19 protein-coding genes are annotated in these 25,244 nt (G+C 70.3%); 11 read left to right on the forward strand and 8 right to left on the reverse strand.

What is annotated here, in order from left to right; genetic code table 11:
* Positions 1-8 precede the first annotated feature (8 nt).
* The 6 genes from uxuA to HBH26_RS08055 form a co-directional block, all read right to left on the reverse strand.
* Complete coding sequence (uxuA, locus tag HBH26_RS08030; RefSeq protein WP_209308426.1) at positions 9-1,175, reverse strand: mannonate dehydratase; 1,167 nt, start codon at positions 1,173-1,175, stop codon at positions 9-11.
* 177 nt (positions 1,176-1,352) lie between these two features.
* Entirely contained in the window at positions 1,353-2,507 is a 1,155-nt protein-coding gene (locus HBH26_RS08035) for a Gfo/Idh/MocA family protein (protein ID WP_168134073.1), read from the reverse strand.
* A gap of 2 nt (positions 2,508-2,509) precedes the next feature.
* A complete protein-coding gene (locus tag HBH26_RS08040) occupies positions 2,510-3,790 on the reverse strand; it encodes a Gfo/Idh/MocA family protein (RefSeq protein ID WP_168134074.1) in 1,281 nt (426 codons plus the stop codon).
* Positions 3,787-4,611, reverse strand: coding sequence for an FAD:protein FMN transferase (locus HBH26_RS08045; RefSeq protein WP_168134075.1), 825 nt, complete (start codon positions 4,609-4,611; stop codon positions 3,787-3,789). The genes HBH26_RS08040 and HBH26_RS08045 overlap by 4 nt, the downstream gene beginning before the upstream one ends.
* Positions 4,612-4,616: 5 nt before the next feature.
* On the reverse strand, positions 4,617-5,933 hold the full coding sequence (locus HBH26_RS08050) for a Gfo/Idh/MocA family protein (protein ID WP_168134076.1): 1,317 nt from the start codon (positions 5,931-5,933) through the stop codon (positions 4,617-4,619).
* Positions 5,930-7,333 (reverse strand): 3-keto-disaccharide hydrolase, encoded by a 1,404-nt coding sequence (locus tag HBH26_RS08055; RefSeq protein ID WP_168134077.1) that lies wholly within the window; start codon positions 7,331-7,333, stop codon positions 5,930-5,932. Before HBH26_RS08055 ends, HBH26_RS08050 begins: the two co-directional genes overlap by 4 nt.
* Before the next feature lie 161 nt (positions 7,334-7,494).
* Between HBH26_RS08055 and HBH26_RS08060 the strand changes: the two genes are divergently transcribed.
* From HBH26_RS08060 to HBH26_RS08090, 7 genes are all read left to right on the forward strand, one after another.
* Positions 7,495-8,262: a FadR/GntR family transcriptional regulator gene (locus tag HBH26_RS08060; protein WP_338057299.1), complete on the forward strand. Its 768-nt coding sequence runs from the start codon at positions 7,495-7,497 to the stop codon at positions 8,260-8,262.
* Between the two features lie 145 nt (positions 8,263-8,407).
* Positions 8,408-11,449 carry a TonB-dependent receptor gene (locus HBH26_RS08065; RefSeq protein ID WP_168134078.1) on the forward strand — a complete coding sequence of 1,014 codons (3,042 nt, stop codon included), beginning with the start codon at positions 8,408-8,410 and terminating at the stop codon, positions 11,447-11,449.
* Between the two features lie 96 nt (positions 11,450-11,545).
* Positions 11,546-12,406 carry a CE1 family esterase gene (locus tag HBH26_RS08070; RefSeq protein WP_168134079.1) on the forward strand — a complete coding sequence of 287 codons (861 nt, stop codon included), beginning with the start codon at positions 11,546-11,548 and terminating at the stop codon, positions 12,404-12,406.
* 49 nt (positions 12,407-12,455) lie between these two features.
* Positions 12,456-13,955, forward strand: a complete 1,500-nt coding sequence (locus HBH26_RS08075; protein ID WP_239024648.1) for a DUF389 domain-containing protein — start codon at positions 12,456-12,458, stop codon at positions 13,953-13,955.
* Between the two features lie 58 nt (positions 13,956-14,013).
* Positions 14,014-15,357 (forward strand): tetratricopeptide repeat protein, encoded by a 1,344-nt coding sequence (locus tag HBH26_RS08080; protein ID WP_168134080.1) that lies wholly within the window; start codon positions 14,014-14,016, stop codon positions 15,355-15,357.
* Between the two features lie 225 nt (positions 15,358-15,582).
* Positions 15,583-16,359: a helix-turn-helix domain-containing protein gene (locus HBH26_RS08085; protein ID WP_168134081.1), complete on the forward strand. Its 777-nt coding sequence runs from the start codon at positions 15,583-15,585 to the stop codon at positions 16,357-16,359.
* A gap of 55 nt (positions 16,360-16,414) precedes the next feature.
* A complete protein-coding gene (locus tag HBH26_RS08090; RefSeq protein ID WP_168134082.1) occupies positions 16,415-17,437 on the forward strand; it encodes a glycoside hydrolase family 43 protein in 1,023 nt (340 codons plus the stop codon).
* A 1-nt stretch (position 17,438) separates the two neighbouring features.
* Here the strand turns inward: HBH26_RS08090 and HBH26_RS08095 are convergent, their stop codons facing one another.
* Positions 17,439-19,733 carry a GH92 family glycosyl hydrolase gene (locus HBH26_RS08095; RefSeq protein ID WP_420824982.1) on the reverse strand — a complete coding sequence of 765 codons (2,295 nt, stop codon included), beginning with the start codon at positions 19,731-19,733 and terminating at the stop codon, positions 17,439-17,441.
* Between the two features lie 100 nt (positions 19,734-19,833).
* Here HBH26_RS08095 and HBH26_RS08100 point away from each other — a divergent pair, with 100 nt between their 5' ends.
* From HBH26_RS08100 to HBH26_RS08115, 4 genes are all read left to right on the forward strand, one after another.
* Positions 19,834-20,406 carry a hypothetical protein gene (locus tag HBH26_RS08100; protein WP_168134084.1) on the forward strand — a complete coding sequence of 191 codons (573 nt, stop codon included), beginning with the start codon at positions 19,834-19,836 and terminating at the stop codon, positions 20,404-20,406.
* A gap of 142 nt (positions 20,407-20,548) precedes the next feature.
* Positions 20,549-20,857, forward strand: coding sequence for a hypothetical protein (locus tag HBH26_RS08105; protein ID WP_168134085.1), 309 nt, complete (start codon positions 20,549-20,551; stop codon positions 20,855-20,857).
* Positions 20,858-20,936: 79 nt separating this feature from the next.
* Entirely contained in the window at positions 20,937-21,587 is a 651-nt protein-coding gene (locus HBH26_RS08110) for a hypothetical protein (protein ID WP_168134086.1), read from the forward strand.
* A 158-nt stretch (positions 21,588-21,745) separates the two neighbouring features.
* A complete protein-coding gene (locus HBH26_RS08115) occupies positions 21,746-23,866 on the forward strand; it encodes a TonB-dependent receptor domain-containing protein (protein WP_168134087.1) in 2,121 nt (706 codons plus the stop codon).
* Here the strand turns inward: HBH26_RS08115 and HBH26_RS08120 are convergent.
* Complete coding sequence (locus HBH26_RS08120; RefSeq protein ID WP_168134088.1) at positions 23,850-25,097, reverse strand: serine hydrolase domain-containing protein; 1,248 nt, start codon at positions 25,095-25,097, stop codon at positions 23,850-23,852. The two genes, HBH26_RS08115 and HBH26_RS08120, sit on opposite strands and share 17 nt — an antisense overlap.
* Positions 25,098-25,244 lie beyond the last annotated feature (147 nt).

Raw genomic sequence — 25,244 nt, forward strand, 5'->3', positions numbered from 1 at the left:
CCTCTCTCTCAGGCCAGCGCGTGCGCGATGCCGCGTTCCAGCCCGCGCAGTTCGGCCAGCCCGCGCATCCGACCCAGCAGCGAATAGCCCGGGTTGGTCCGCTTGGTCAGGTCGTCCATCATCTGGTGGCCGTGGTCGGGCCGCATCGGAATGGACCGGCCCTCCGCCCGTTGCAGGCGGTGAAGCGCGGTGACGACATCGGCCATGCCGGCATGGCCCTCCAGGTGCGGTGCCTCGTGGAAGGAACCGTCCGCCTCGTGCGCGACGGAGCGCAGGTGGACGAAGCCGATGCGGGGGCCCAGTCGCTCGACGATGCCGGGCAGGTCGTTGTCGCGTCGCGCGCCGAAGGAGCCGGTGCAGAAGCACAGCCCGTTCGACGGGTTGGGCACGCGCGCGAACAGCGCGGCGACGTCGGCCTCCGTGCTGACGACGCGGGGCAGGCCGAAGATGGGGAAGGGCGGGTCGTCGGGATGGACCACCAGCCGCACGCCGACCTCGTCGGCGACGGGGCAGACCGCGTCGAGGAAGGCGGCGTGGTTCTCGCGCAGGCGGTCCGCGCCGGTGTCGGCATAGCCGTGGATCGCGCGCAGGAACTCGGCCGAGGTGAAGCTCTCCTCGCTGCCCGGCAGGCCGGCGATGATGGTGCGCTCCAGCCGGTGGCGCGCATCCTCGTCCATCGCGGCGAAGCGGCGCTCTGCCGCGCTACACAGGGCCTCGTCGTAGTCGTCGGCGGCGCCGGGGCGGCGGAGGATGAACAGGTCGTAGGCGGCGAGGGCGACAGGCTCGAACCGCAGCGCCAGCGCGCCGTCGGGCATGGCGAAGGCGAGATCGGTGCGCGTCCAGTCGAGCAGCGGCATGAAATTGTACGTCACCACGCCGACACCGCCGGCGGCCAGGTTGCGCAGGCTCTCGCGATAGGCGTCGAGGTGCCGCTCGTGCCCCGGTGCGCGCAGCTTGATCTCCTCGTGGACGGGCAGGCTCTCCACCACCGTCCAGCCCAGCCCGGCGCGCTCGATCTCCGCGCGGCGCGCGGCGATGGCGGCGGCGGTCCACACCGCGCCGTTGGGAAGCTCGTGCAGCGCGGTGACCACCTCGGTCGCGCCGGCCTGGCGAATGTCGCGCAGCGACACGGGGTCGCGCGGACCGAACCAGCGCATCGTCTGCGTCATCAACATGATGCCGGCACCCTCACCCCTTGTCGTCCCCGTCAGGTCGGTCGCCGGCAGGAGCCAGCGAGATGCCGGTGCGGGAGCGATCCGCTAAGAAGCCTACACACTGGTCAGGCCACACGCAAGGAGATGCCTTACAGATGATGGAGGTCGTTCCGCTAAGTTCGATATGAAAGGGTGCGACTACGCCGGCAGGCGCGTCGCCTTCGCCGATGCGGTCAGCACCAGTTCCGCCGCCAGCAGCGCCTGCTCCTGGTCCTGCGCCACGGACGAGCGCTCGACGATGTCGGTGATGAATTGCGGGCCGAACGGCAGCGGCACGTTGGAGCAGTCGAGATAGCGCGTGCCCTTGCGATCGGCGAGGAACAGGTGGTTGCCGCCCTTGCGCCCCTCGATGTCGACGTACTTGCGCAGCTCGATGTAGCCCTCGGTCCCCAGGATGAAGAGCCGGCCGTCGCCCCAGGTGGGCAGGCCGTCGGGCGTGAACCAGTCGACGCGGACATAGCCCGCGCCGCCGTTGCCCTGCACCATCATGTCGCCGAAATCCTCGAACCGCGGATGCTGCGGATTGGCGACGTTGCCGACCTGCGCCGCCAGCACGGTCGCGCGGGTCGAGCCGGTGAGATAGAGGAACTGGTCCGCCTGGTGGCTGCCCACGTCCGTCAGGATGCCGCCGTTCTGCGCCGGATCCCAGAACCATGCCGGCCGATTGGGCGCGTTCAGGCGGTGCGGCGCCAGGTTGATCGTCTGGATGACCTTGCCGATCGCACCGTCGTGGACCAGCTGACCCGCCATCACCGCGGCGGGTACCTCCAGCCGTTCGGAATACATGATGCCGAACTTGCGGCCCGTCGCCTTGATCGCGGCGCGCACCTCGGCGAGCTGCTTCAGCGTGACGATCGCGGCCTTGTCGCTCAGGTAATCCTTGCCCGCGCGCATCACCTTGATGCCCAGTGGTGCGCGCTTCGCCGGAATGGCGGCGCTGCACACCAGCTTGATCTGCCGATCCTCGACGATCTCGTCCTCGCTGCGCGCGAGGCGGACGCCGGAATAGCGCTTCTGAAAGGCGGCGACCTGCTTCGGATCGGCCGCGTAGAACGCGGTCAGCACGCCGCCGCCGCGGATCATCGCGTCGGTGATGCCATAGATGTGATTGTGGTCGAGCCCGATCACGCCGAACGGCACGCGATATTTTGCATCCGGGGCGGGGCGGGCGGGCGCACCCTCGGTCGGCGCGTCGCCGCGCGTCGTCGATTGGGCGATCGCGTCGGCGGCGAGGCCGGAGAAGCCGGCGGCGAGGCCGAGGCCGATCAGGTCGCGGCGGGTGGTGTTCGTCATCGTCAGCCCTCTCGAACGGCGACCAGATCGGTCGGCCAGGTCATCGCCTCGCCCTTGTCCATCGCCGCCTCGCCCAGCAGCGAGGCGACGCTGGCGTGATAGGCCTGCGCGAGAAGGCCGGGCAGCGGGCGCCCGGCGCGCACGGCCTCGCCGAACCCCTCGAACTGCAGCATCGTCTCGTCATATTCGCCCCAGCCGAGCGACTCTCCGGGCGTGGTGACGGGCAGCTCGGGAAACCAGGTCGCGCCGCCGATCGGCACGGTGCGCTTCGACCCCTTCCTGATGTCCTGCTGCATCCGCTGGAGCGCCAGCTGCTTGGGCGGCACTTCCTGGTAGATGCGGCCCAGCTCCGGCTCGATCGTGCCGGTGCTGCCCTGGATCTGCTCCTCGCAGCCGTAGCGCGCGTTGTTGAGGAGCGAGGTGTAGATCACCTTCCGCCCGCCGCTATATTCGTAGACGAGTGCGACATGGTCGTAGACCTCGCGCCCGTCCTTCCAGAAACAGATGCTGCCCGATCCGATCACCTTCGTCGGCACCGCGTCGAGGAACCAGTTTCCGACCTGCAACTGGTGCGTCGCCAGCTCGGTCATCAGCCCGGCGGACGCCTCGCGATAGAGGCGCCAGTTGATCTGGCGGTCGGTGGCGTCGGCGGGGACCTTCCGCCGCCAGCTGTTATTTCGGTGCCAGCTGGCGCGCACCTGCGTGATCGTGCCGATCTCCCCCGCCTTGGCGCGCTTCAGCGCGTTCAGGTAGGTGGGATGGAACATGCGCTGGTGCCCGATCTGCAGGATCTTGCCGGCCTTGCGCGCGTCGGTGACCATCGCGCCGCAATCCTTGATCGTGCGCGCCATCGCCTTCTCGCACCACACGTGCAGCCCGGCGTCGAGCCCCGCCTTGGCATGGGCGGCGTGCAGGTTCAGCGGGGTGGCGATGACGATCGCGTCGAGACCGCGCGCGTCCAGCATCGCGCGATGATCGGCGAAGGCGGGGACGGACGCGCCCGCGATCGCGCGCGCCTTGTCGAGGTTGCCGGCATACGTGTCGCAGATCGCGGCGACGGTGCAGTTGCGCGATTTCTGGATGTTGCGGATCAGCGCGCGTCCACGGTCGCCGGTGCCGATCACGCCCAGCCGCACGCGCGGACCGGCGGCGGGGGCGGCGGCGGCGCCCTGCGCGGCGGCGGAGGCCCAGGGGGCGGCGGCGGCGACGCCCGCGCCTGCGGTCGCGGCCAGCACGCGGTCGAGGAACGACCGGCGCGACAGATCGAAATGGTCCTTGGTCATGCGACGCGACTTTCCTGATGGGCGAGGTCGAAGCGGAAGCGGGTGTCGCGCCGGTCGCGCAGCAACCGCGCGGCACGCGCCGGATCGGCGACGACCAGCGCGGTGCTGAGCGCCTCCGCCGCGGCGCCGCTTTCGGCGATGGCGACCGCGCAGGCGGGCGGGGCGATGGCCGCCGGCTCGCCGGGACGCAGCAGCGCCGCGCGCTCGGGTGCGTCGGTGCCGACACCCACGGTGGCGGAAATCGAGAGCGACTGGTCGCGCAGCTCGATCTCCAGCAGCGTGGCGTCGGCGTCGATCGGATGCGGGATCGCGAAGGGCCAGCCCCCGCCGAGCGGATGCGGCCCGAACGCCAGGATCGAGCTCTCGCCCGCGCTGAGCAGCGCGCTGGTGACGCCCGCGTCACGCAGCACCGCTCCTGCGCGGTCGAGCGCCAGCCCCTTGCCGAGCCCGCCGAAATCGAGCGCGAGCGGCCGCGACGCCGCGACGGTGCCGCCCGCCCGGTCGAACCGGACCATCGTCCAGTTGCCGCCGGTGCGCCGGTCCGCCGCGACGTCGAACAGGCCGAAGGTGGCGACGTGCGCCGCCGCCGCGGCGTCCAGCGCGTCGAGCAGGATCGCGTCCGTCACCGCCGCCTCGCGCCCGGCAAGCAGCGCCTCGTTCAGCGCGACCAGCGGGGAGGGGCGGTGGATCGTCAGTGCGTCGTCCACCGCCTCCACCGCGCGACGCGCGTCCGCCAGCGCGGCGGGCGTCGCGCCGTCGAAGGCGTGCAGCTCCACCCGCGTCCCCATCGCGGCGAACCGCTCGATCCGCGCCCGCGTCACTCCGGTCAGGCCTTCAGTTCCCAGCCCGGCTGATAGTCCACCGACCAATATCTCATCGCCTCGGCATTGTCGGTTCGCCCCGTCGCCGGATCGATCGTCAGCGCCGCCTTGGCGCGATAGGCCATGTTGCCGAGGTGGCACAGGTTGGTGCTGATGTTCCCCTCCGCGATCGGCGAGTTGAGTGCCGCCGCCTGGCCGCGGATGACGTCGACCATGTTCTGCGCGTGATACACGTCGAGCTTGCCGATGCCGACGGTGCCGGTGGTCTCGCTCTCCTCCACGGACTTCACCGCGCGCAGCAGCTTCCCTTGCAGATCGTACAGCTCGAACCCGTTGCGATCGACCACGGCCGATCCCTTCGTGCCGAGCAGAAGCACGCCGCGCCCGCGGCCGTAGCGGGCGATGCCGTTGCCGCTCTGCCCCTCCCACGTGATCTTCCGATCGCCCTCGTAGGCGAGCGTCAGGTCCATCGTGTCGTACATCTCCCAATCGTCGTCGTTGAAGAACTGCCGCGATCCGCGCGCCTCCACCTGCTTTGGATAGGTGAGCCCCATCAGCCAGCGCGCGACGTCGATCTCGTGCATGCCGTTGTTGCAGATCTCGCCCGTGCCGTACTGCCACACCCAATGCCAATTGTAGGGTACCAGGTTGGACCGGTAGGGCGCGCGCGGGCGCGGCCCCTGCCACAGGTCCCAGTCGAGCGTGGCGGGGGGCGGCACCTGCTGGCCGTGGCCGATCGGGCGGCGTGCGTTGGCGTACCAGGTCTGCGCTTCGTACACGTGGCCCAGCTCGCCCGCCTTCACGAGCTCCAGCAGCTGCCGCGTTTCCGGGCTGGAGCGCTGCTGGTTGCCGATCTGCAACTGGCGCCCGGTGCGCTTCTGCACCGCGATCATCGCCTCGCCTTCCGCCGGCGCGATGCCGACCGGCTTCTCGCAATAGACGTGGTGGCCCGCGTCCATCGCGTCGGTCGAGATCTTCACGTGGCTGAAATCGGGCGTGGCGACGGTGACGACGTCGACCGCCTTGTTGCCCAAAAGGCGGCGATAGTCGCGCACCTGCTTCACCTTGGGATTGCCGCGCGCGGCGAACTCGTCGGCGCGCTTGGCCAGCACCGCGCTCTCGCAATCGACGAAATGCGTGATGACGGTGTTCGGCACCTTGGCGAAGGCGGCCATGTGCGCCTGTCCGCGGCCGTTCACGCCCACCACGGCGACGCGGACGCGATCGTTCGCCCCCTTGATCTGCGCGTAGCTCTTCGCGCTCATGGCGGTGGTCAGCGCGGCGGCGCCGGCGCCCTTCATGACCGTGCGACGGTCCATCATCGTGCTTCACTCCCCTTCAGCGTGCGCAGCTTGATCGAGCGGAAATCGACGCGGTCGCCGTGGTCCTGCAGCAGGATCGGGCTGGACGGCCACTCGCCGAACCCTTGCTCCGCGGCGAACTTGCTCTGCGCCACCGCGGCGCGGAAGGCGGGCGAGCCGCGCTCGTACTCGACCATCTTGAACCCGTTCAGCCAGTGTTCGACGTGGTTGCCGCGCACGACGATCACGGCACGGTTCCACTCGCCCGGCGGGTTGATCCGCTTGCCCGGGCTCTTCGGATCGAGGAGGTTGGCCGGCGCGATCAGGTCGTAGAGTGCCGCGAGCGTGCGGTTGCCGTCGCGCCCCATCTTGGCATCGGGATGGCGCGCGTCGTCCAGCAGCTGGTATTCCAATCCTTTGCCCGATCCGTCCGGTGCGACGCGGTACTTGATCCCGCTGTTCGCGCCCTCGGTCAGGCGGAAATCCACGGACAGTTCGTAGTCGCGATAGGGCGACGCGGTCACGATGTCGCCGCCGCCGCCCGTGACCGACAGGACGCCGTCCGCGATCGACCAGCCCTTCGCGGGAAAGGCGCCGCCCTTCGCCGCGCGCCAGCCCGCGTTGCTCCTGCCGTCGAACAGCAGCTTCCAGCCCGCGCGCTGTTCGGCGGGACCCAGGCGATTCGCGAGCCAGCCGGCCTGCGGCAGCTGGGTCTCGGCGAGGGCGTAGCGCTGCGGCCGGTCGGTGATGACGCGCACGTTGCGGAACCGCACTTCGGGATGGCGCGCCGCCACTTCGTCCGGCACGGCGTGGACCTGGAAGGCGATGAAGCCGCTCGCGTCCGTGTCGTCGACGATGTCGGTCGCGGGCACGCCGTTGATCCAGGTGCGGATGCGGTTGCCGATCGCCTCGATGCGGTAGCGATTCCAGTCGCCCGAGCGGAAGGTGCGGCGCGCCGCGTCGTTGCGGCCGAGCGAGTAGAGCCATTGGCGCCGCTGCTCGTCGTACATGCCGCCGCTCCAGCCGCGCGGGCTGGGGTCGATCTCCGCCTGGTAGCCGTGGACCACGCCGTTGCGATAGTCCGCCCGGCTCTGCCCGCGCACCATCACGCCGGAGTTCAGAGTCGGGTCTGTCTTCGCCTCGAACTCCATAATATAGTCGCCGAAGCGCACGTCGGAGACGAGCCAGCTGTTCGCCTTGCCCGGCATCGCGCGGCCGACCAGCTCCCCGTTCTCCACGGTATAGGTGGCCTCGCCGCCGGTCGGGCGCCACCCGGCGAGCCCCGCCTTCGGCGTCAGGTCGCGCCAGGGGGCGGCGGTCGCCTGCTGCGCGTTCGCTCCCGCGCCGTGCGGCGAGGGCACCGCGCCCGTCGCGAGCAGCAGCGCGCCGATCGACAAGGTGGAAGCCCAAGGTGTCGCCATCGCATCCCTCCGCAGGATCGCATGCCGATACTCTGGTCGGCACGTCATTCAGTATTGCTGGCCTAATCTTTGGTCCGACCACATGCAAGGGGTTGTCAGGCATTTATCATAGCCGCGGGCTTGACGTGGCGGACCGGACGGAAAATGCATAAGGAGCGGCGGTGCGCGCGAGGAACGGGAACGAGATGTCGGAGCAGGGCGGCGGCAAGCTGTATCGCAGGATCGTGCAGGCCATCGTCGCCGATATCGGCGCGGGCCTGTTCCCGATCGGGTCGCGCCTGCCGGCCGAGCGCGACCTGACCGAGCGATTCGGCGTCAGCCGCCCGACCATCCGAGAGGCGATGATCGCGCTGGAGATGCAGGGGCTGGTCGAGGCGCGCAAGGGATCGGGGGTGTTCGTGCTCTCCTCCTCCAGCGCGACGGTGGACGACGAACTGGATATCGGCGCCTTCGAGATCACCGAGGCGCGGCGGCTGATCGAGGGCGAGGTGGCGGCGGTGGCGGCGACCGAGATCGACGAGGCGCAGCTGGCGCACCTTCGTACCGTCCTTGCGGAAATGGCGCAGGACAACGACGCGGCGGCCGAGGAGGCGGACCGCCGCTTCCACATCGCGATCGCGGAGGCGACCGGCAATGCGGTGCTGATCGGCGCGGTGACCGACGCGTGGGACATGCGCTTCCGCTCGCCGCTGGCCAGGCAGGTCCTGTCCAAGGCTGGCAGCCTGGGCACTGCCGACCGCATGGAGGAGCACGGCCGGATCCTGCGCGCGCTGGAAGCGCGCGACCCGGCGGCGGCGCGCGCGGCGATGCGCGACCATCTCACGCGCGTGATCGATCACCTGCTCCATGTCGACGAGGCGGAAGCAGTGGAGCGGGTCCGTGCGGAGACCGCGCAACGCCGTCGCGCCTTCGCCCGGCGAGCCGTCTAACGGTAATCGACAGACCAGCCAGGCTTAATGGCCTGACCATATTGTCATATAGCTTTTGCGGTGTTAGGCCAGGGGCATAACAACCGCCAGCCACCAACGGTCTGGCACTTCCGCGCCCCGGCGCGGGCGAGCGAGGGAGAGGGGCATGAAGCCGACCGCAACGATGAAGCGACGACTGCTGGTGACGACGAGCGTCGCCGGGATCCTGATGGTCGCCGGCGCACCCGCCGCGAGCGGCCAGACCGCGGCCCCGGCCCCGGCCACCGACCAGACGGGCGCTCCCGCCGACGTGCCGCAACCCCGCACCGAAACGTCGCAGGAAGCGGACATCGTCGTCACCGGCTTCCGCGCCTCGCTGAACAGCGCGCTGAACGTGAAGCGCAACGAGACCGCGGCGGTCGACAGCATCGTGGCCGAGGACATCGGCAAGTTCCCCGATTCGAACCTTGCCGAATCGATGCAGCGCGTTCCCGGCGTCGCGCTGTCGCGCGGCGACGGCGGCGAGGGGCGGCAGGTGTCGGTCCGCGGTCTGGGCGCGCAATTCACCCGCGTGCGCATCAACGGCATGGAAGGCGTCAGCCAGGTGTCGAGCACCGACATCCGCGGCGGGACGAACACGGGGCGGTCGTTCGACTTCGTCACCTTTCCGACCGAGATCTTCTCCAGCCTGTCCGTGCGCAAGACGACGTCGGCGGACGTGGAGGAAGGCTCGCTGGGCGCCACCATCGACCTGCGCGCGCCCAAGCCGTTCGACCAGAAGAAGGACTTCGTCTTCTCCGGCACCGCGCGCGGCATCTACAACGACATCGCCAAGGACATCGACCCTCGCCTGTCCGCGCTGGTGTCCAAGAAGTTCGGCGACACCTTCGGCATTCTCGGCACGATCGCCTATTCGCGGCGGAATATCGAGGAATATGCCTATTCCGCCGTCGACGTGGTGCCGACCTATATCTACGGTCAGGAAGCACCCGCGAACGTGCCGCGCGTCGCCACCGATCCGCTGATCGGCAGTGGCCCCAACCGCTCGCTCATCCTGCCGTTCTGCACTCCCGTCGGCTATGTCTACCGCGGCGTCGCGATCAACTCGTCCGGCCCGGGATCGGACGCGAACAATTGCAGCACCAACAACCCGCGCACCGGGACGATCGCCGCCTACGACTATATCATGAGCCGGACCGGCGCGAACGGGCGCCCGGGCGGCGGCGTGTTCCTGCCGCGCCTGCCGCGCCCGGTGAAGAGCGTGCAGGACCAGGATCGCCTCGCCGGCACGCTGACGGTGCAGTGGCAGCCGACGTCGGACACCGACATCTCGATCGACGGTCTCTACTCGCGCTTCAAGGTCGACCGGCTCGACGTCTATTTCGACGCGCGCTCGTTCGGCCGCGCGCTGTCGAACAACGGCCAGCCGCTCACCTCGGTGCGCGAGATCGCGGTCGACGACAACGGCTCGCTCATCAACGGCACGTTCGACGGCGTCGACCTGCGGTCGGAGATGCAGGAGGAGAAGTTCACCTCCGAGTTCAAGCAGTTCAACTTCAACTTCGACCATCGCTTCTCCGACGCGGTGCGCGTGTTCGGTCTGGCCGGCGTCAACGAATCGGTTCTCGACGTCGACCGCCTGCAGGTCGCGATCGATTCGAACGACACGCGCAACTGGACGATCGATTTCCGCGACAATCCCGACATTCCGACGATCGGCTACGGCATCGACACGACCAACCCGGCATTGTTCCAGTATGGCCCGCCGCTGGGGGCGGAGCAGCGCGGACAGCTGTCGAACTTCATCCGCCGCAACAGGATCCTCAGCAAGACCTTCGAACTGAACGGCGAGTGGGAGCCGGCCGAGGGCTTCACCGTGCAGCTGGGCGGGCAGTACCGCACCAACAAATACACCGCGCGCGAGCGGCAGCTGACCAACACCGCGCCGCTGGCGCTGCCCGCGGGCGTGTCGGTCAGCGACTTCACCTTCGTCACGACGGGCGTCGGCAAGAACCTGAACGGGCAGTTGCAGGATTTCGTCGCCGTCGATCCGGACAAGTTCCGCGACGCGGTGGGGTTCGAGAACTACACCTACTGCAACATCGAGTGCGCGCGCGGCACGATCGGTGGCGTCAAGGAGACGTACAAGTCCGGCTACCTGATGTTCAAGTTCAACACCGAGGACACGCTGCCGCTGGCGATCCGCGGCGACGCGGGCGTGCGGTACGTCAACACCGACCTCGATACCTACGGCCCGATCAGCCGGCCCAATCCCGCGGGTTCGCCGTTCTCGACCGGGTTCGAGATCAGCAACGTCAGCCGTTCCTACGACGACTGGCTGCCGTCGCTGAACCTGGCCATCGACCTGCGACCGGACCTGATCGCGCGCATCGCCGCATCGCGCGTGATGTCGCGTCCCTCCTACGGCCAGCTGATCCCGGCCGGATCGGCGAACCTGGTGATCCAGACCGCCAGCTTCAGCAACCCGTTCCTCGATCCGATCCGCGCCAACACGTTCGACGCCGGGCTCGAATGGTATTTCGCGCCGGGCTCGCTGCTGTCCGTCTCCTACTTCCACAAGAACATCGAGACGTTCATCCAGACGACCAGCACGCTGGTGCCGTTCAACCAGATCGGGCTGCCGCTGTCGCTGCTGGCGAACGCGCCGGGCGGCGCGCTGGGCCCCAACGACCTGTTCACCGTCCAGCGCAGCAACAACACGCCGGGGGGCGACCTGAACGGCGTGGAGGTGAACGTGCAGCTGCCGTTCCGCTTCCTGCCGGGGTTCCTCAGCAACTTCGGCGCGCTCGGCAACTTCACGCGCGTGCGCTCGAACATCAACTACATCATCAGCCCCACGCTGTCCGTCACGAAGCCGCTGGTCGGCCTGTCGCCGGAAACGGCCAGCGGCACGCTCTACTACGAGGACTCCCGCTTCAGCATCCGCTCGACGGTGAACTATCGCGGCGCGTTCCTCACCGCGGTGCCGCCGGGGTCGCAGGATGCGGACGCCAGCATCAACTCCAGCTCGATCTTCGTCGACGCGTCGGCCTCGTACAACATCAACGAGAACATCAAGCTGATCGCCGAAGTGTCGAACATCACCAACGAGACCAATCGCCTGACCGTCGACACCGTGCGGCAGGACCCGCTCTACACGGCCTATTTCGGCCGAACCTACGCGCTTGCGGTCAACTTCCAGTTCTGACCCGCCTTCCCCAACTGCGGCCGCCGGCACCCCCTGCCGGCGGCCTCTTTTTTTGCCGGCGTGACGCGCGCGGGTGCGACGGCTATCCCGTCCGGCATGACGGTCCTCTCATTTGTTGTGCGCGTCCTGCTCGCCGCCGCGGCGCTGCTGCCCGGCGCCGCGTTCGCCTGTTCCGCGGGCGCGGGCGTGGCGATGCACCTGCCGGCGTCGCGCCCCGCCCGCGCGGCGCTGGTGCTGGTCCTCCACGGCAGCACCAGTCGCGGGGAGGAGGCGCTGCACGACAGCGGCCTCGTCGCCACCGCCGACCGCCACGGCTTCGTGCTGGTGGCGCCGGACGCGGGACTGCGGGCGGGCCGCGGCTTTGCCTGGAACATCCCCGGCGTGCCGACCGTCACCGGCGCGCTGCCGGGCAAGGGCGACCGCGACGACGTCGCCTACCTGCTGACGCTGGTCGACCGGCTGGTCGCCGAGCGCTGCGTCGATCCCGCGCGCGTCTATGTCACCGGGCTGTCGGGCGGGGGACGCATGGCGTCGCTGATGGGGTGCGTCGCGGCGAAGCGGATCGCGGCCATCGCGCCGGTGGTCGGCCTGCGTGCCGGCCGCCCGCGCCGCGACGATCCCGTCGCGCCCGATCCGGCGACCTGCCGCCCGGCCAGGCCGGTGCCCGTCATGGCGTTCGCCGGCGACGCCGACACGACGAACCCGATCGCGGGTGGCGGCGCGCCCTATTGGCGATATTCGATGGACGCGGCGCTGCGCCGCTGGGCGGCGCTGGACGGCTGCGCCGCGCCGGCGCCGACGCGCTGGATCTCCGCCACGGTGTACGAGCAGCGCTACGTTGCCTGCCGCGCCGGCGCCGAGGTGGTCGCGCGGGTGACGGTGGGCGGCGGCCACTCTTTCGCGGTGGCGGACAATGAGGCGATGTGGCGGTTCCTGTCCCGCCACGCGCTGCGGTGATTCGCGGCAGCGATCGCGCCGGGGCGTCGTCCGACCTGGTGCGCACGGGATGAGCGAGGATCGGGGCGATCGTGCTCCACGGCGGCCGCGCGGCCGGTTCGCCCGCTGGTGGACGATGTACGCGGTCGGCGGGGTCGATCACGACGCCGTGCTGCGACAGATCGCGGAGGATTCCGGATGGTCCGGCCGCTACGCCTTCCTGATCGTCGTGTCCGCGGCGATCTCGCTGCTGGGGCTGCTGATGCCCTCGGTCGCGGTGCTGATCGGCGCGATGCTGCTGTCGCCGCTGATGATGCCGATCATCGGCCTGGGTTTCGCCATCGCCACCTTCGACACGCGGGAAATCCGGCGCGCGGCGGTGGCGCTGCTCGCCGGTGCGGCCATCGCCATCGCGCTGTCGGTGGTCTTCGTCGCGCTGTCGCCGATCCAGACGATCACCAGCGAGATCGCCGGGCGCACGCGGCCGACGCTGTTCGATCTGCTGGTGGCGCTGCTCTCCGCCGTGGCCGGCGCCTACGCCCTGATCCGCGGGCGCGGCGGCACGGTGGTGGGCGTGGCGATCGCGATCGCGCTGATGCCGCCGCTGGCGGTGGTGGGGTTCGGCATCGCCACGTGGAACGGGACCGTCTTCTCCGGTGCGCTGCTGCTGTTCGCGACCAACGCGATCACAATCGCGCTGACCGCGGCGCTGGTGGCGCGGGTCTACGGCTTCGGCGGTCACCTGTCGCGGCAGCACACCGGCTGGCAGCTGGTGCTGTTCGTGGTGGCGCTGGGCGTGCTGTCGGTGCCGCTGGGCGCGGGCCTGCGGCAGATCGCGTTCGAGGCGCTGGCGCAGCGCCAGGTGCGCGACGCGATCCGCGACCATTTCCCCGACTCCTCCCGGCTCGGCCAGCTGGACATCGACCATGCCGCCGATCCGGTGCGCGTGCGTGCCGTGGTGCTGACGCCGGAGCTGCGCCCCGGCGCCGACCGGGCGCTGGCGGCGGAGCTCGCGCGGCGGCTGCGGCGCCCGGTGGACCTGCACGTCGACCAGCTGCGCGCGACGCTCGACGACGGCGGCGTGGAGGCGGCGCAGATCGCGCGCGCGGGCGGCGCCGCGGCGCGGCAGGAGGCGGACGACCGACGCCGCGCCATCGCCGACGTGGCGCTGGTCGCGGGCGTCGATCCCGCCGCGATCCGCGTCGACGCCGAGGCGCATCGCCTGACGGCGACCGCGGCGACGCTGCCGGGACTGCCGCTATCGGGCTATCGCGCGCTGGAGGAACGCGCGCGGGCGGCGGCGGCGGGTTGGGACGTGGCGCTAGCACCGCCGGCGGACGTGGCGCTGCCGGCGGTGCCGGTCGTCGCCGGCGTGATCGACGACGCGGCGCTGGGCACCGCCGCCTGGGCCGCGGCGCGATCGTCGCGCGCGATCGTGGTGGCGGGGGGCAGCGCGGCGCAGCGTCGCGCGGTCGCGGACGGCATCGTCCGGCGCGGCGGTGCCGCCAGCGCGGGCGCGGCGGGCGGGGCGCTGCGGCTTGAATGGGAAGCGGGCGCCGGCGAGACTTGACGGCGCGCGCCACGCGTCGGACACCTAGGCCATAACAGGGGTCCGCGGAGTTTCGGCGATGGTTCACCACGACCCGGGCGCGGGAAAGCGCCTGGACGGCTGGAAATCCATCGCCGCCTATTTCAATCGCGACCGCACGACCGTGATGCGCTGGGCCCGCGAGCGCGGCTTGCCGATCCGGCGCATGCCCGGCGGCAAGCAGGGATCGGTGTTCGCGCTGGAGCACGAGCTGGCGGCGTGGGCGCTTCGCCAGGACGACATCGCCGCACCCGAGGTGTCCCCGGGAGAGGAAGCGCAGCCCGCTTCCCCGGTGCCGCGTCGAGATCGCCGGATCGGTATCCTGATCGCGGCGACGGCGCTGCTGCTCGCTGTGCTGGGCGGTGGGGCGTGGTGGTGGACGCGGCCGGCCGCTCCGCGACCGCTGGCGATGCCGGCCGATCCCGCGGTGGCGCGCGACTATGTCGCCGCACGCGACGCATGGGCACGGCGGACGCCCGCCGACCTCGACCGCGCGATCCGGCTGTACGACGGCGTGATCCGGCGCGCGCCGGGCTTCGCACCCGCCCGTGCCGGGCTGGCGGAGGCGTGGCTGATCCTGCGCGAATATGGCGAGGCGGACGAGGCGACCGCCTATCGCAATGCGCGGCGGCAGGTCGCGGCGGCCTTCCGCCTCGACGCGGATCTGCCAAGCGCGCACCGCGCGATGGGCTTCATCGACTATTGGTGGGACGGCAAGCCGGCGAGCGCCACGGCGCATTTCCGGCGCGCGCTGGCGCTCGACGATCGCGACGCGCAAACGCATTTCTGGTTCGCCAACATGTTGGCCGACCTGGGCCAGGACGCGGCGGCGCAGGCGGAATACGACAAGGCACGGCTGCTGGATCCCGGATCGCGCGTGATCGAGGTGGAGCAGGCGTGCTCGCACTGGCAGGCCGGGCGCGATGCGCTGGCGCTGCAGCAGCTGACCGCACTGGCGCGCCGCGCGCCCGAGGATGCGACGATCCGCAATTGCCTGGCGTGGGTGCACATCTCGCGCGGGGACATCGTCGGCTTCACCCGCGCGCTGTCCGAGCGGGCGCGGTTGCGGCGCGAGCCGCGGCTGCTGCGCCTGGCCGCGCGGATGGAGGAGGCAGTACGGCGCGACCCGGCCGGTGCGGTTCGCGTGCTGGTGGCGGAAGGGCGGCGCGAAATCGCCGCGGGCGAGCGCAAGCTGCGGGAAACGCCCGCCTTCTACGCCTCCGCCATGGGCGATCGCGCGACGCTGGTCCAATTGTTGACGGAGGCGAGCGACCTGGGCGAGCGCTGGCCCTCCGTTCCCGTCACCCACCGAATCGCCGCCCGCTGGCGCGGCGACGCGCAGGTGCAGCGGCTGTTGCGCCGGGTCGCCGTGCCCCGCGCCTGACCCCTCGCGGACAACGTGCGGCAGCGCAATGCCGCGCTTTGCAACAATTTGCGACATCCCCCCGGCGCCCCCGCTTCGCGACAATGCGGGCGGGCGCAACGATCGGCACGGTCGGATCGGCGCCCGCGCGTGAGGGGGGTGGCAACGATGGCGATGGCGGGTCCTAGGCAAGCGCGCGACGGCGGCGCCGTCCGCCCCCTGCCGCCCCCAAGTGCGGCGACGGGCGTGGCGACGGGCACGTCCCTCTTCACGACGGATGCGCTGGCCCTGGTGTCCCACGCGACGCGCGGGCCCGGGTTCCAGGGCGCGGGCGCGGCGTCCGACTGGTGGCTGCCGGGGCCGGCGCGGCTGTGCCTGACATTGGGTGAGGGGACGGCGGCGGTGCAGTTGCGCAAGCGGCGCTTCGGTCCCATCCCGCGGCTCGCCATCATCGGGCCGACCGACCGCGCTCACCGGATCGAGACCGAGAACGCGCGCGTCGTCAGCTTCGCCATCACGCCGCTGGGCTGGTCGCGGCTGCTGCGCCGGCCCGCCTCACTGTACCGCAACCTCGTCCTGCCGCTCGGCGATCTGGCGCGACCCGCGGTGGCACTGGCGCTGGCGGATGCGCTGGCCGGCACCGAACCGGTCGGCAGCACCGCGCTGGACGACCTGCTGACCCCACTCGCGCCGCCGCATCGCGACGATGCGCTGATTCTGCAACTGGCGCGGCTGGTGGACGATCCCACCACGCACCAGGTGCGCGACATGCACGTTCGCCTCGGCATCTCCGAGGCGCGGCTGCGCTCGCTGGCGCTGCGGCATTTCGGATCGCCGACCAAGATCCTGCTTCGTCACGCGCGCTTCCTGCGCTCGCTGGCGCGGGTCGACTATACGCCCGGCCGCAATTCCTACGCCGACATCGATCCGACCTACCACGACGTGTCGCACTTCCTGCGCGATGCCGACTACTTCCTCGGCACCACCCCGCGCCGCTTCCGGTTGCTATCGTCGCAGCACTGACGCCAGCGACATCAAGCGGTTGCGGCGCGCCGGACCGGCTGGCAGGTTCGCGGCCATGGTTCTCCTGCGTCCGGTGTCCGCCCTCGCCCTGCTGCTGCCGCTGCTCGCCGCGCGGGGGGACGTGACGCCGCACAATCCGATCGTCTCGGGATGGTACGCCGATCCCGAGATCCGGCGCTTCGCCGGCCGCTACTGGATCTATCCGACGACGTCGCAGGCACCCGCCGACGCGCCTGCGCCGACGCTGAACGCGCGGCAGCGCGCCATGCGTGCGCGCGCCGGCATCCGCCCGGCGTTCCTGACGCAGACCTATCTCGACGCCTTCTCCTCCACCGACCTGGTGCACTGGACGAAGCATCGCCGCATCCTGGATACCCGCGGCGTCGCCTGGGCGGCCTATGCGATTTGGGCGCCGTCGGCGATCCGCGCCAATGGGCGCTACTACCTCTTCTTCGGCGCGAACGACGTGCACGAGGGCGAGGTCGGCGGGATCGGTGTCGCCGTGGCCGACCGGCCGGAGGGGCCGTTTCGCGACCTGATCGGCAGGCCGCTGATCGGCGGCATCCACAACGGCGCGCAGCCGATCGACCAGTTCGCCTATCGCGACGACGACGGGCGGCTCTACCTCTATTACGGCGGCTGGGGACACCTGAACGTGGTGCGTCTGGCGCCCGACCTCACGCGCCTGCTGCCGCATGATGACGGCACCATGTTCAAGGAGATCACCCCGCCCGGCTACGTCGAGGGATCGTTCGTCGTGAAGCGGCGCGGGACCTATTACCTGATGTGGTCGGAGGGCGGCTGGACCGGGCCGGACTATCGCGTCGCCTATGCCACCGGGCCGAGCGCGTTGGGTCCGTTCACGAAGCGCGGCACGATCCTGGCGCAGGACGATCGCGTGGCGCGCGGGGCGGGGCACCATTCGGTGATCGCGGAGCCGGGCAGCGACCGCTGGTGGATCGCCTATCACCGCCGTCCGCTGGCGGAGACGAAGGGCGACCATCGCGTGCTGGCGATCGATCGGCTGCATTTCGACGCGGACGGGTCGATCCGACCCGTGGTGATGACCGGCCGCTGAGCTACCGCGCCGGCGCGCTCATCGAGAAGGGAGCGGCCTCCGGTGCCGAGGCCCAGCGCGACGGTTTCGGCCCCATGACGAAGCGCAGCGTGCCGCCGCGCTGGAGCGCCTCGCGCGTCAGATAGGCCTTGTCGTGCGCACGCCCGTCCAGCGTCACCGACTGGACGTAGACGTTACCCGGCGCGTTGTTCTCCGCCTCGATCGTCAGCGTGCGGCCGTTCGGCATCGCCATCCGCACCCGGCGGAACAGCGGGCTGCCGATCGCATATTCGCCGGTCGCCGGCGTGACGGGATAGAAGCCGAGCGCGGAGAAGACGTACCAGGCGCTGGTCTGTCCGTTGTCCTCGTCCCCGGGATAGCCATCGGGCGCGGCCGAGTAGAGCCGGCGCATCACATCGCGCACGTGGAACTGCGTCTTCCACGGCGCGCCGGCCCAGTCGTAGAGATAGATCATGTGCTGGATCGGCTGGTTGCCGTGGGCGTACTGGCCCATGTCGACGATCTGCATCTCGCGGATCTCGTGGATCGTCTGGCCGTAATAGCTGTCGTCGAACAGCGGCGGCGTGGTGAAGATCGCGTCGAGCCGCCGCACGAAGGCATCGCGGCCGCCCATCAGGTCGATCAGCCCCTGCACGTCCTGCATCACCGACCAGCTGTAGTGCAGCGCGTTGCCCTCGGTGAAGGCGTCGCCCCATTTCAGCGGGTTGAACGGCGTCTGCCAGCTGCCGTCGGCGTTGCGCCCGCGCATCCAGCCGGTCTGCGCGTCGTACAGCTTGCGATAGTTCTGCGCCTGTGCCGCGTATTTCGCCGCGTCCTGCGTCTTGCCGAGCGCGGCGGCGAGGCGGGAAAGCGAGAAATCGGCGGTGGCATATTCCAGCGTCCGCGCCGCGCTCTCGTCGATGCCGACGCCGTAGGGGACGTAGCCCAGGCGATTGTAAAGCTCGACGCCTTCGCGCCCGACCGCCGCGATCGTCTTGCCCTTCGCGTCGCGCGGACGGCCCTCGGACGTGGTCGCGTTCTTGACCATCGCCTCGTACAGCGTCTCCACGTCGAAGCCGCGCACGCCGTTCACATAGGCGTCGGCGATGATGTTCGCCGAGTTCGAGCCGATCATCACGTCGCGGTAGCCGGGGCTCGCCCACTCGGGCAGCCAGCCGCCCTCGCGATAGGTGTTCGCCAGACCCTGCATGATCTCCCCGTCCCGCGCGGGATCGGTCAGCGCGAAGAACGGGAAGACGGCGCGCCACGTGTCCCAGAAGCCGTTGTCGGTGAACAGCGGACCATCGTGCACCTTGCCGTCATAGGGGCTGTAGTGGACCTGCCGCCCGCGCCCGTCGATCTCGTGGAACATGCGCGGGAACAGCAGCATGCGGTAGAGCGCGGAATAGAAGGTGCGGCGCGCGTCGAGGTCGGGATCGTCCACCTCCACCCGCGCGAAGCGCCGCTCCCACGCCGCCTTCGCCTTCGTCCGCGTCGCGTCGAAGCTGTCGCCGCCCACCTCGCGCCGCAGGTTCAGCTCGGCCTGTTCCAGGCTGATGAAGGACGAGGCGGCCTTCACGACCACCTGATCCCCCTTCTTCGTGCGGAAGCTGACCACCGCGCCGACGTGCCCGCCCTCCGCGGTGCGGCGGTCGCGCAGCTGGCCGTTCTCGTCCCACGTGCGCGTGACGGTGAACGGCCGGTCGAATTCCAGCACGAACCAGCTGCGGAAGTTGCCCGGCACGCCGCCCGAGTTGTTGCGCACATAGCCGGTGATCCGCCGCCGCGCGGGATCGACCGCGACCATCGATCCCTCGTCATAGGCGTCGAGCAGGATGTGCGCGTCGTCGCTTTCGGGAAAGGTGAAGCGGAATTGCGCGGCGCGCTCCGTCGGCGTCACCTCGGCGGTGACGTCGTAGTCGGCGAGATAGACCTTGTAGGAATAGGGACGCGCTACCTCCGCCTTGTGGCTGAACCAGCTGGCGCGCTCCTGCTGCTTCAGCCGGACCGGGCCCGTCATCGCCATCAGCTCGAACGCGGCATAGTCGTTCATCCAGGGGCTGGCCTGGTGCGTCTGCTTGATCCCGCTGATCTTCGTCGCGTCGTAGGTATAGCCCCAGCCGTTGCCCATCTTCCCCGTCACCGGCGTGTAGAAGTTCATGCCGAACGGCACGGCGACGGCGGGGTAGGTGTTGCCGTACGACAGTTCGTAGCTTGAATCGGTGCCCATCAGCGGGTTGGCGAGATCGACGGAGGAGATTTCCTGCGCGGCGGCGGGGGCGGCGAGCGCCAGCAGCGACGCCAGGATCCTCTTCACCGCCATGCTCCTTCTCCCGTCCGATCATCACCTTAGCCGCCGGTGCGGCAAAGGCCATGGCGATTGGCCATTCGTGCCGTCACCGGCTAGGAAATGCGGCATGAGGAACAGGCAGGTCCGGCTGATCGCCGCCGTGGCGCCCGTGGCGCTACTCACCGCGGCGGCGCGCGATGCGGAGACGCGCACGGTGGGCGCATGGGCGGTGACGACCAGCGCGGACGGCGACGGCTGTTTTCTGTCGCGCGACTACGACCGGCCGGGCGCGACGACGCTGCTGCTGGGGCTCGACCGCGCGGGCCGCAACCATGTGTCCGTGCTGAACCGCAACTGGTCGATCAAGCCCAAGGACCGGCTGGCGCTGACGTTCCGGCTGTCGCGCGGCGGCTACGTCGACCAGGCGTCGGTGGGCATGGCATCGGACGGGAAGCGCGGCTTCGTCACGGCGTTCGAGACGCGCTTCCCGCGCTATTTCGCGGCGTCGACGGCGCTGGCGATCTTCCGCGGCACCGTGCCGGTCGAGCGGTTGCCGCTGGACGGCAGCGGCGCGGCGGTGGCGGCGTTGCGGCAGTGCGTCGCCGCGCTGGGCGACGCGCCGGCGCGACCGAAGGAACACGGCGCGCGCATCCCCAAGGATCCGTTCGCGAAGAACGCGGACCGCGAATCAAGGGATTAGCGAATCCCATCGCCGCCCGCGGCAGCACGATCGCGCGCCTCCGCTGGACGGAAGCCAGGCACGGCCCGCCGGAATCCGGATTGTGGGAACGCGGCGGCGTCGGCTTGGTTGTTGCAGTTGGTTAACGACTGGAAGACCTGCCATGTATCCTTTTGCGTCCAAGCTCGCCCCCGCGGCGATCCTCCTCGTCGGTGGCGTCGCCCTGTCGGGTTGCGCCACCAAGTCCTACGTGCGCGAGCAGATCGCCCCCGTGAGCCAGCGCGTCGACACGCTGGAAGCGCGGCTGCAGGAGACCGACACCACCGCCAAGTCCGCGCTGGCGGCGGCACAGGCGGCGGCCGGGCAGGCGCAGGGCAACGGCCAGCGGCTCGACCAGCTGAACGGCCGGGTGGACGGCGTCGAGCAGCGGCTCCAGGCGCAGGAGTCGCGCCCCAAGCGCCCGCGCCACTGATCGCCGCCCCCTTCCTCCCACGTCGATCGGCCGCTTCCGTCCGGAAGCGGCCTTTCCCCGTTCCGGCTCTCGCTGATCGATGACCCTGCTGCTGCGGGCGCTGGCCTGCCTCTGTCTCTCTGTCCCGGTCGCCTCCGCGCAGACACTGCCGGTCGATCCGTCGGTGTTCGATCCGGCCGCCCCCTCCGACGGGGCGACACGCGTTGCCGACTGGGTGGCAGGATCGAAGGACAACCACGCCCTGCCCTATGCGATCATCGACAAGGCGAGCGCGTCGCTGCACCTGTTCGACGGGAAGGGGCGGTCGCTGGCGCGGGTGCCCGTGCTGATCGGGATCGCACCGGGCGACGAGGCCAGCCCCGGCGTCGGCAGCAAGAAGCTGGCGGAAATCGGCCCGGCGGAGAAGACAACCCCGGCGGGCCGCTTCCTCGCCAAGTTCGGCCTCGCCGTGGGCAAGGAGCGCATTCTCTGGGTGGATTACGCCACGTCGGTGGCGATCCATCCGATCCCCGGTGACGCGGCCAAGGTGGAGCGGCGGCGCGAGCGGATGCTGTCGCCGACGCCCGACGACAATCGCATCACCTTCGGCTGCATCAACGTGCCGCGCGCCTTCTACGCGAAGGTGCTGCGTCCGGCGTTCCAGCGCCGCGGCGGCTACGTCTACATCCTGCCCGACGAGAAGCCGCTGGAGGATGTCTTCCCCCGCATCCGGATGCAGCCGCCGGCCTGATCGCCGCTATGCCGGCCCTGCCGGGTCGCGTACCCGCGCGTGGCTCCCCCGTAAGGAATCGTTGCGCCTCCCGCCGGGAGATTGACCCGACACCGCCGACCCGACAGGTCGTCGCTACTGCGAGTCAATCTTAAGAAGAGCGGGGAGCTCAGCCACCTATGGGAAAATGCAACACGCCGCGCTTCGCGCGGTGCTGCTCGGTCGCGTCCGTGCTCGTCGCCTTGTCCGCTCCTGCGGCATACGCGCAGCGTGCGGACACGACCGCCACCGACGAGCCGGGCGACGTCGTCGTCACGGCCGCGGGCTACGCCCAGCGCATCGTCGACGCGCCCGCCAGCATCAGCGTGATCGACCGGGCCGAGCTGGAGCAGAAGCGGTTCGGCAGCCTCGCGGAGGCGTTGCAGGACGTGCAGGGCGTCGATGTCGGCGTCGAGGCGGGGAAGACCGGCGGGCTCACCATCTCCATGCGCGGGATGCCGAGCGACTATACGCTGGTGCTGATCGACGGCCGCCGCCAGAACGCGCCGGGCGGCGTGACGCCCAACGGCTTCGGCGAGACCTCCACCAGCTTCGTGCCGCCCTATGCGGCGATCGACCGAATCGAGGTGGTGCGCGGACCGATGTCGACGCTCTACGGATCGGACGCGATGGGCGGCGTCGTCAACGTCATCACCCGGAAGGTGGGCGAGGCGTGGGTCGGCACCGCGCAGGGCGAGAGCACGATCCAGGGCGACGAGCGCTTCGGCAACATCCAGTCGGTCAACGGCTTCGCGCAGGGGCCGCTGGTGCGCGGTCTCGCGGGGCTGACGCTGCGCGGAAGCCTGCTCCATCGCGAGGGGTCGGACATCGACATCCCCGGCGATCCGGCGCTGACGCTGGGGCGCAACCCGGTGGAATCGGATATCGCCAGTTATGGCGGGCGTCTGACGCTGACGCCGCACGCCGACCACGACCTGTGGCTGGAGTACGACCGCAACGAGCAGCGCTACGACAACGGCGCAGGGCAGCTCGGCACGCTGGGATCGGGCGGCTACTTGCCGGAACAGCGCTTCAACCGCAGCAACTACGTCCTCGCGCACAGCTGGCGCACCGCGCTCGGCACGCTGGACACCACGCTGACGCGCAACGAGACGGAGACGATCGGGCGGCTGATCCCCAACGGCACGCCCGGCGCGACGCCGGGCAGCCCGCGGACGCTGGAGGCGCGCAACGACATCGCCGACACGCGCTTCGCCGGACGCGCGGGGCCGGTCGCCTACACCGTGGGCGGGCAATATTGGCGCGCGCGGATGATCGAGGGCGTCGCGCCGGAGCCGTTCCGCTTCACGCAATGGGCGGGCTTCGCCGAGGCGACGTTGACGATCGCCGGGGCGCTGAACCTGACCGGCGGCGCACGCTACGACGACCATTCCACCTTCGGCGGCAAATGGTCGCCGCGGGCTTATGCGGTGTGGAACGCGACCGACCGGCTGACGCTGAAGGGCGGCGCCAGCCGCGGGTTCAAGACGCCGCGGGTGGAACAGATCGCCAGCGGCATCATCGGCTTCGGCGGGCAGGGGCGCATCCCGCTGCTCGGCACGCCCAGCCTGACGCCGGAGACGAGCACCAGCTACGAGGCGGCGGTCTATTGGGACGGGGGCGGCGCCTTCAGCGGCAACGTGACGCTGTTCAACAACGATTTCACCGACAAGATCGCGACCGGGCCGGGCATTCCCAACTGCCGCTTCGTCGGCGCGCCGGACCGTCCCGACTGCCTGGACGTCGGGCCGTTCCCCACGGTCGATCTGTTCGGCCAGTCGATCAACATCGACAAGGCGCGCACGCGGGGCGCGGAGGTGGCGGCGCGGCTGCGGCTGACCCGCGGCGTGACGCTGGGCGCGAACTACACCTACACGGACAGCGAGCAGCTGAGCGGGCCGGAGGAGGGATCGCCGCTGATCGGAACGCCCGAGCACATGGCCAACGCCAATCTGCGCTGGACGGTCGATGCGCGCGCCAGCGTGTGGATGCGCGGCGAGATCCGGTCGAGCCGGTGGCGCGGCGCGGGCGCGGTGCAGAACGCGCTGGGCGACTTTCGCGGATACGAGGTGTTCCACCTGGGCGGATCGTATCAGGTGACGCCCGCCTTCCGGCTGGCGGCGACCGTCTACAACCTGTTCGACGAGGATTACGCCCTCTACCTGCCCTATGCGAGTGGCACGACGACCGCGTTCGCGCCCGCCTATTCGATCAACCAGGAAGGGCGGCGGGTGCTGCTGTCCGTCAACGTCGACTTCTGACCTCAACCCCCGCGGCGGGTTTCAGGTCCAGCCAGTCGGTCGCGGGCAGGCCGTAGAGCATGTCGAAGAATTCCAGCTGCAGCCGGGCGGCGCGATAGTCGTTGCTGTTCCACAGCATCACGATGCCGCTCTGCTGCTGCGGATCGAACAGCACGAGCGAGCCGTAGCCGTCCACCGACCCGCGATGCCCCACCAGGGTGTGCCCGGCATAGTGGAAGACGCGCCAGCCCAGGCCGTAGGAGGCGTCGGTCAGCGCGCGATCCATCGGGCCGCGGCGGCCGTGCGGGGGCGTGCGCACGCGCGCGCGGTGCATCGCGTCCAGCATCGCCGGGGTGAGCACGGTGGGTGCCAGCCCCATCTGCGCCTGCATCCACCGGGCAAGGTCGCCGATCGACGAATTGACGCCCCCCGCGGCGGGAATGCGATAGTAGCTGTCGTTGACGGCCACCGGCTGCCGTCCGTGATGCGGGCGGGCCCAGCTGAGCGCGCCTTCCAGTCCGGTCCGGCCGACGCTGGCGTGCGTCATGCCCAGCGGCCGGAACAGCCGCGATTGCGCCGCCGCGGCATAGGGGATGCCGGTGGCGCGCTCGACGATCTCCGTCGCGGCGTCGTAGGCGATGTTCTGATAGGCGTAGCAGGTGCCCGGCGCGCAATAGGTCGGCAGCGTGCCGAGCAGGGAGCGCAGCGCGCGCGGATCCTCACCCGCCTCCAGCCGCTCGTCCCACGCGTTGCGGACGACGCCGACGCGGTGCGACAGCACGTCGGCGACGGTGACGCGGCTGCTGTCGCCGGGCAGCGTCAGCGTGGTGTGCATGGCGGACAGGGGCGCGGCGAGCGACAGCTTGCCTTCCGCGGCCAGGCCGGTGACGAGCGCGCTCGCGACGCCCTTCGAGACCGAGGCCCAGCGGAACACCGTGTCCGGCGTCACCCGCTCGCCCGAGCCCGCCACGGTTTCGCCGAACCCCTTGATGTAGCGGACCGCGCCGTGCTCCACGGTGGCGACCGCCAGCCCGACCATGCCGGGCTGGCGCATGACCAGGTCGATCCGCTCTTCCAGCCGCGCGTAGTTCACCTTGGAAGGCGGGCCGCGCCACGCCTGCGCGGGCGGCAACAGCTGCGCCGCCGCGACCGGATCGCCGGCTCGACCGCGCGTGGCGATGGCGGCGATGGCGATGCCCGCCGCCACGACGATCAGGCCGAGAACCGTCGCGAGAAGTCGAGCACGCCGCATCCCGACCTCCTTCCCCGCGCGAGGCGCCTTTGTCCAGAACGATCGCCGCAATCGCACGATCGACCTTGCTAATGATAGTGGATCGCATTAGCAGGAAATGCCGCGTCGGCCGTTCCGGCGGGATCGCGGTGAAGGTGGCGATATCCC

This window comes from Sphingomonas corticis (assembly GCF_012035195.1).
GTDB classification, from domain to species: Bacteria; Pseudomonadota; Alphaproteobacteria; order Sphingomonadales; family Sphingomonadaceae; genus Sphingomonas; species Sphingomonas corticis.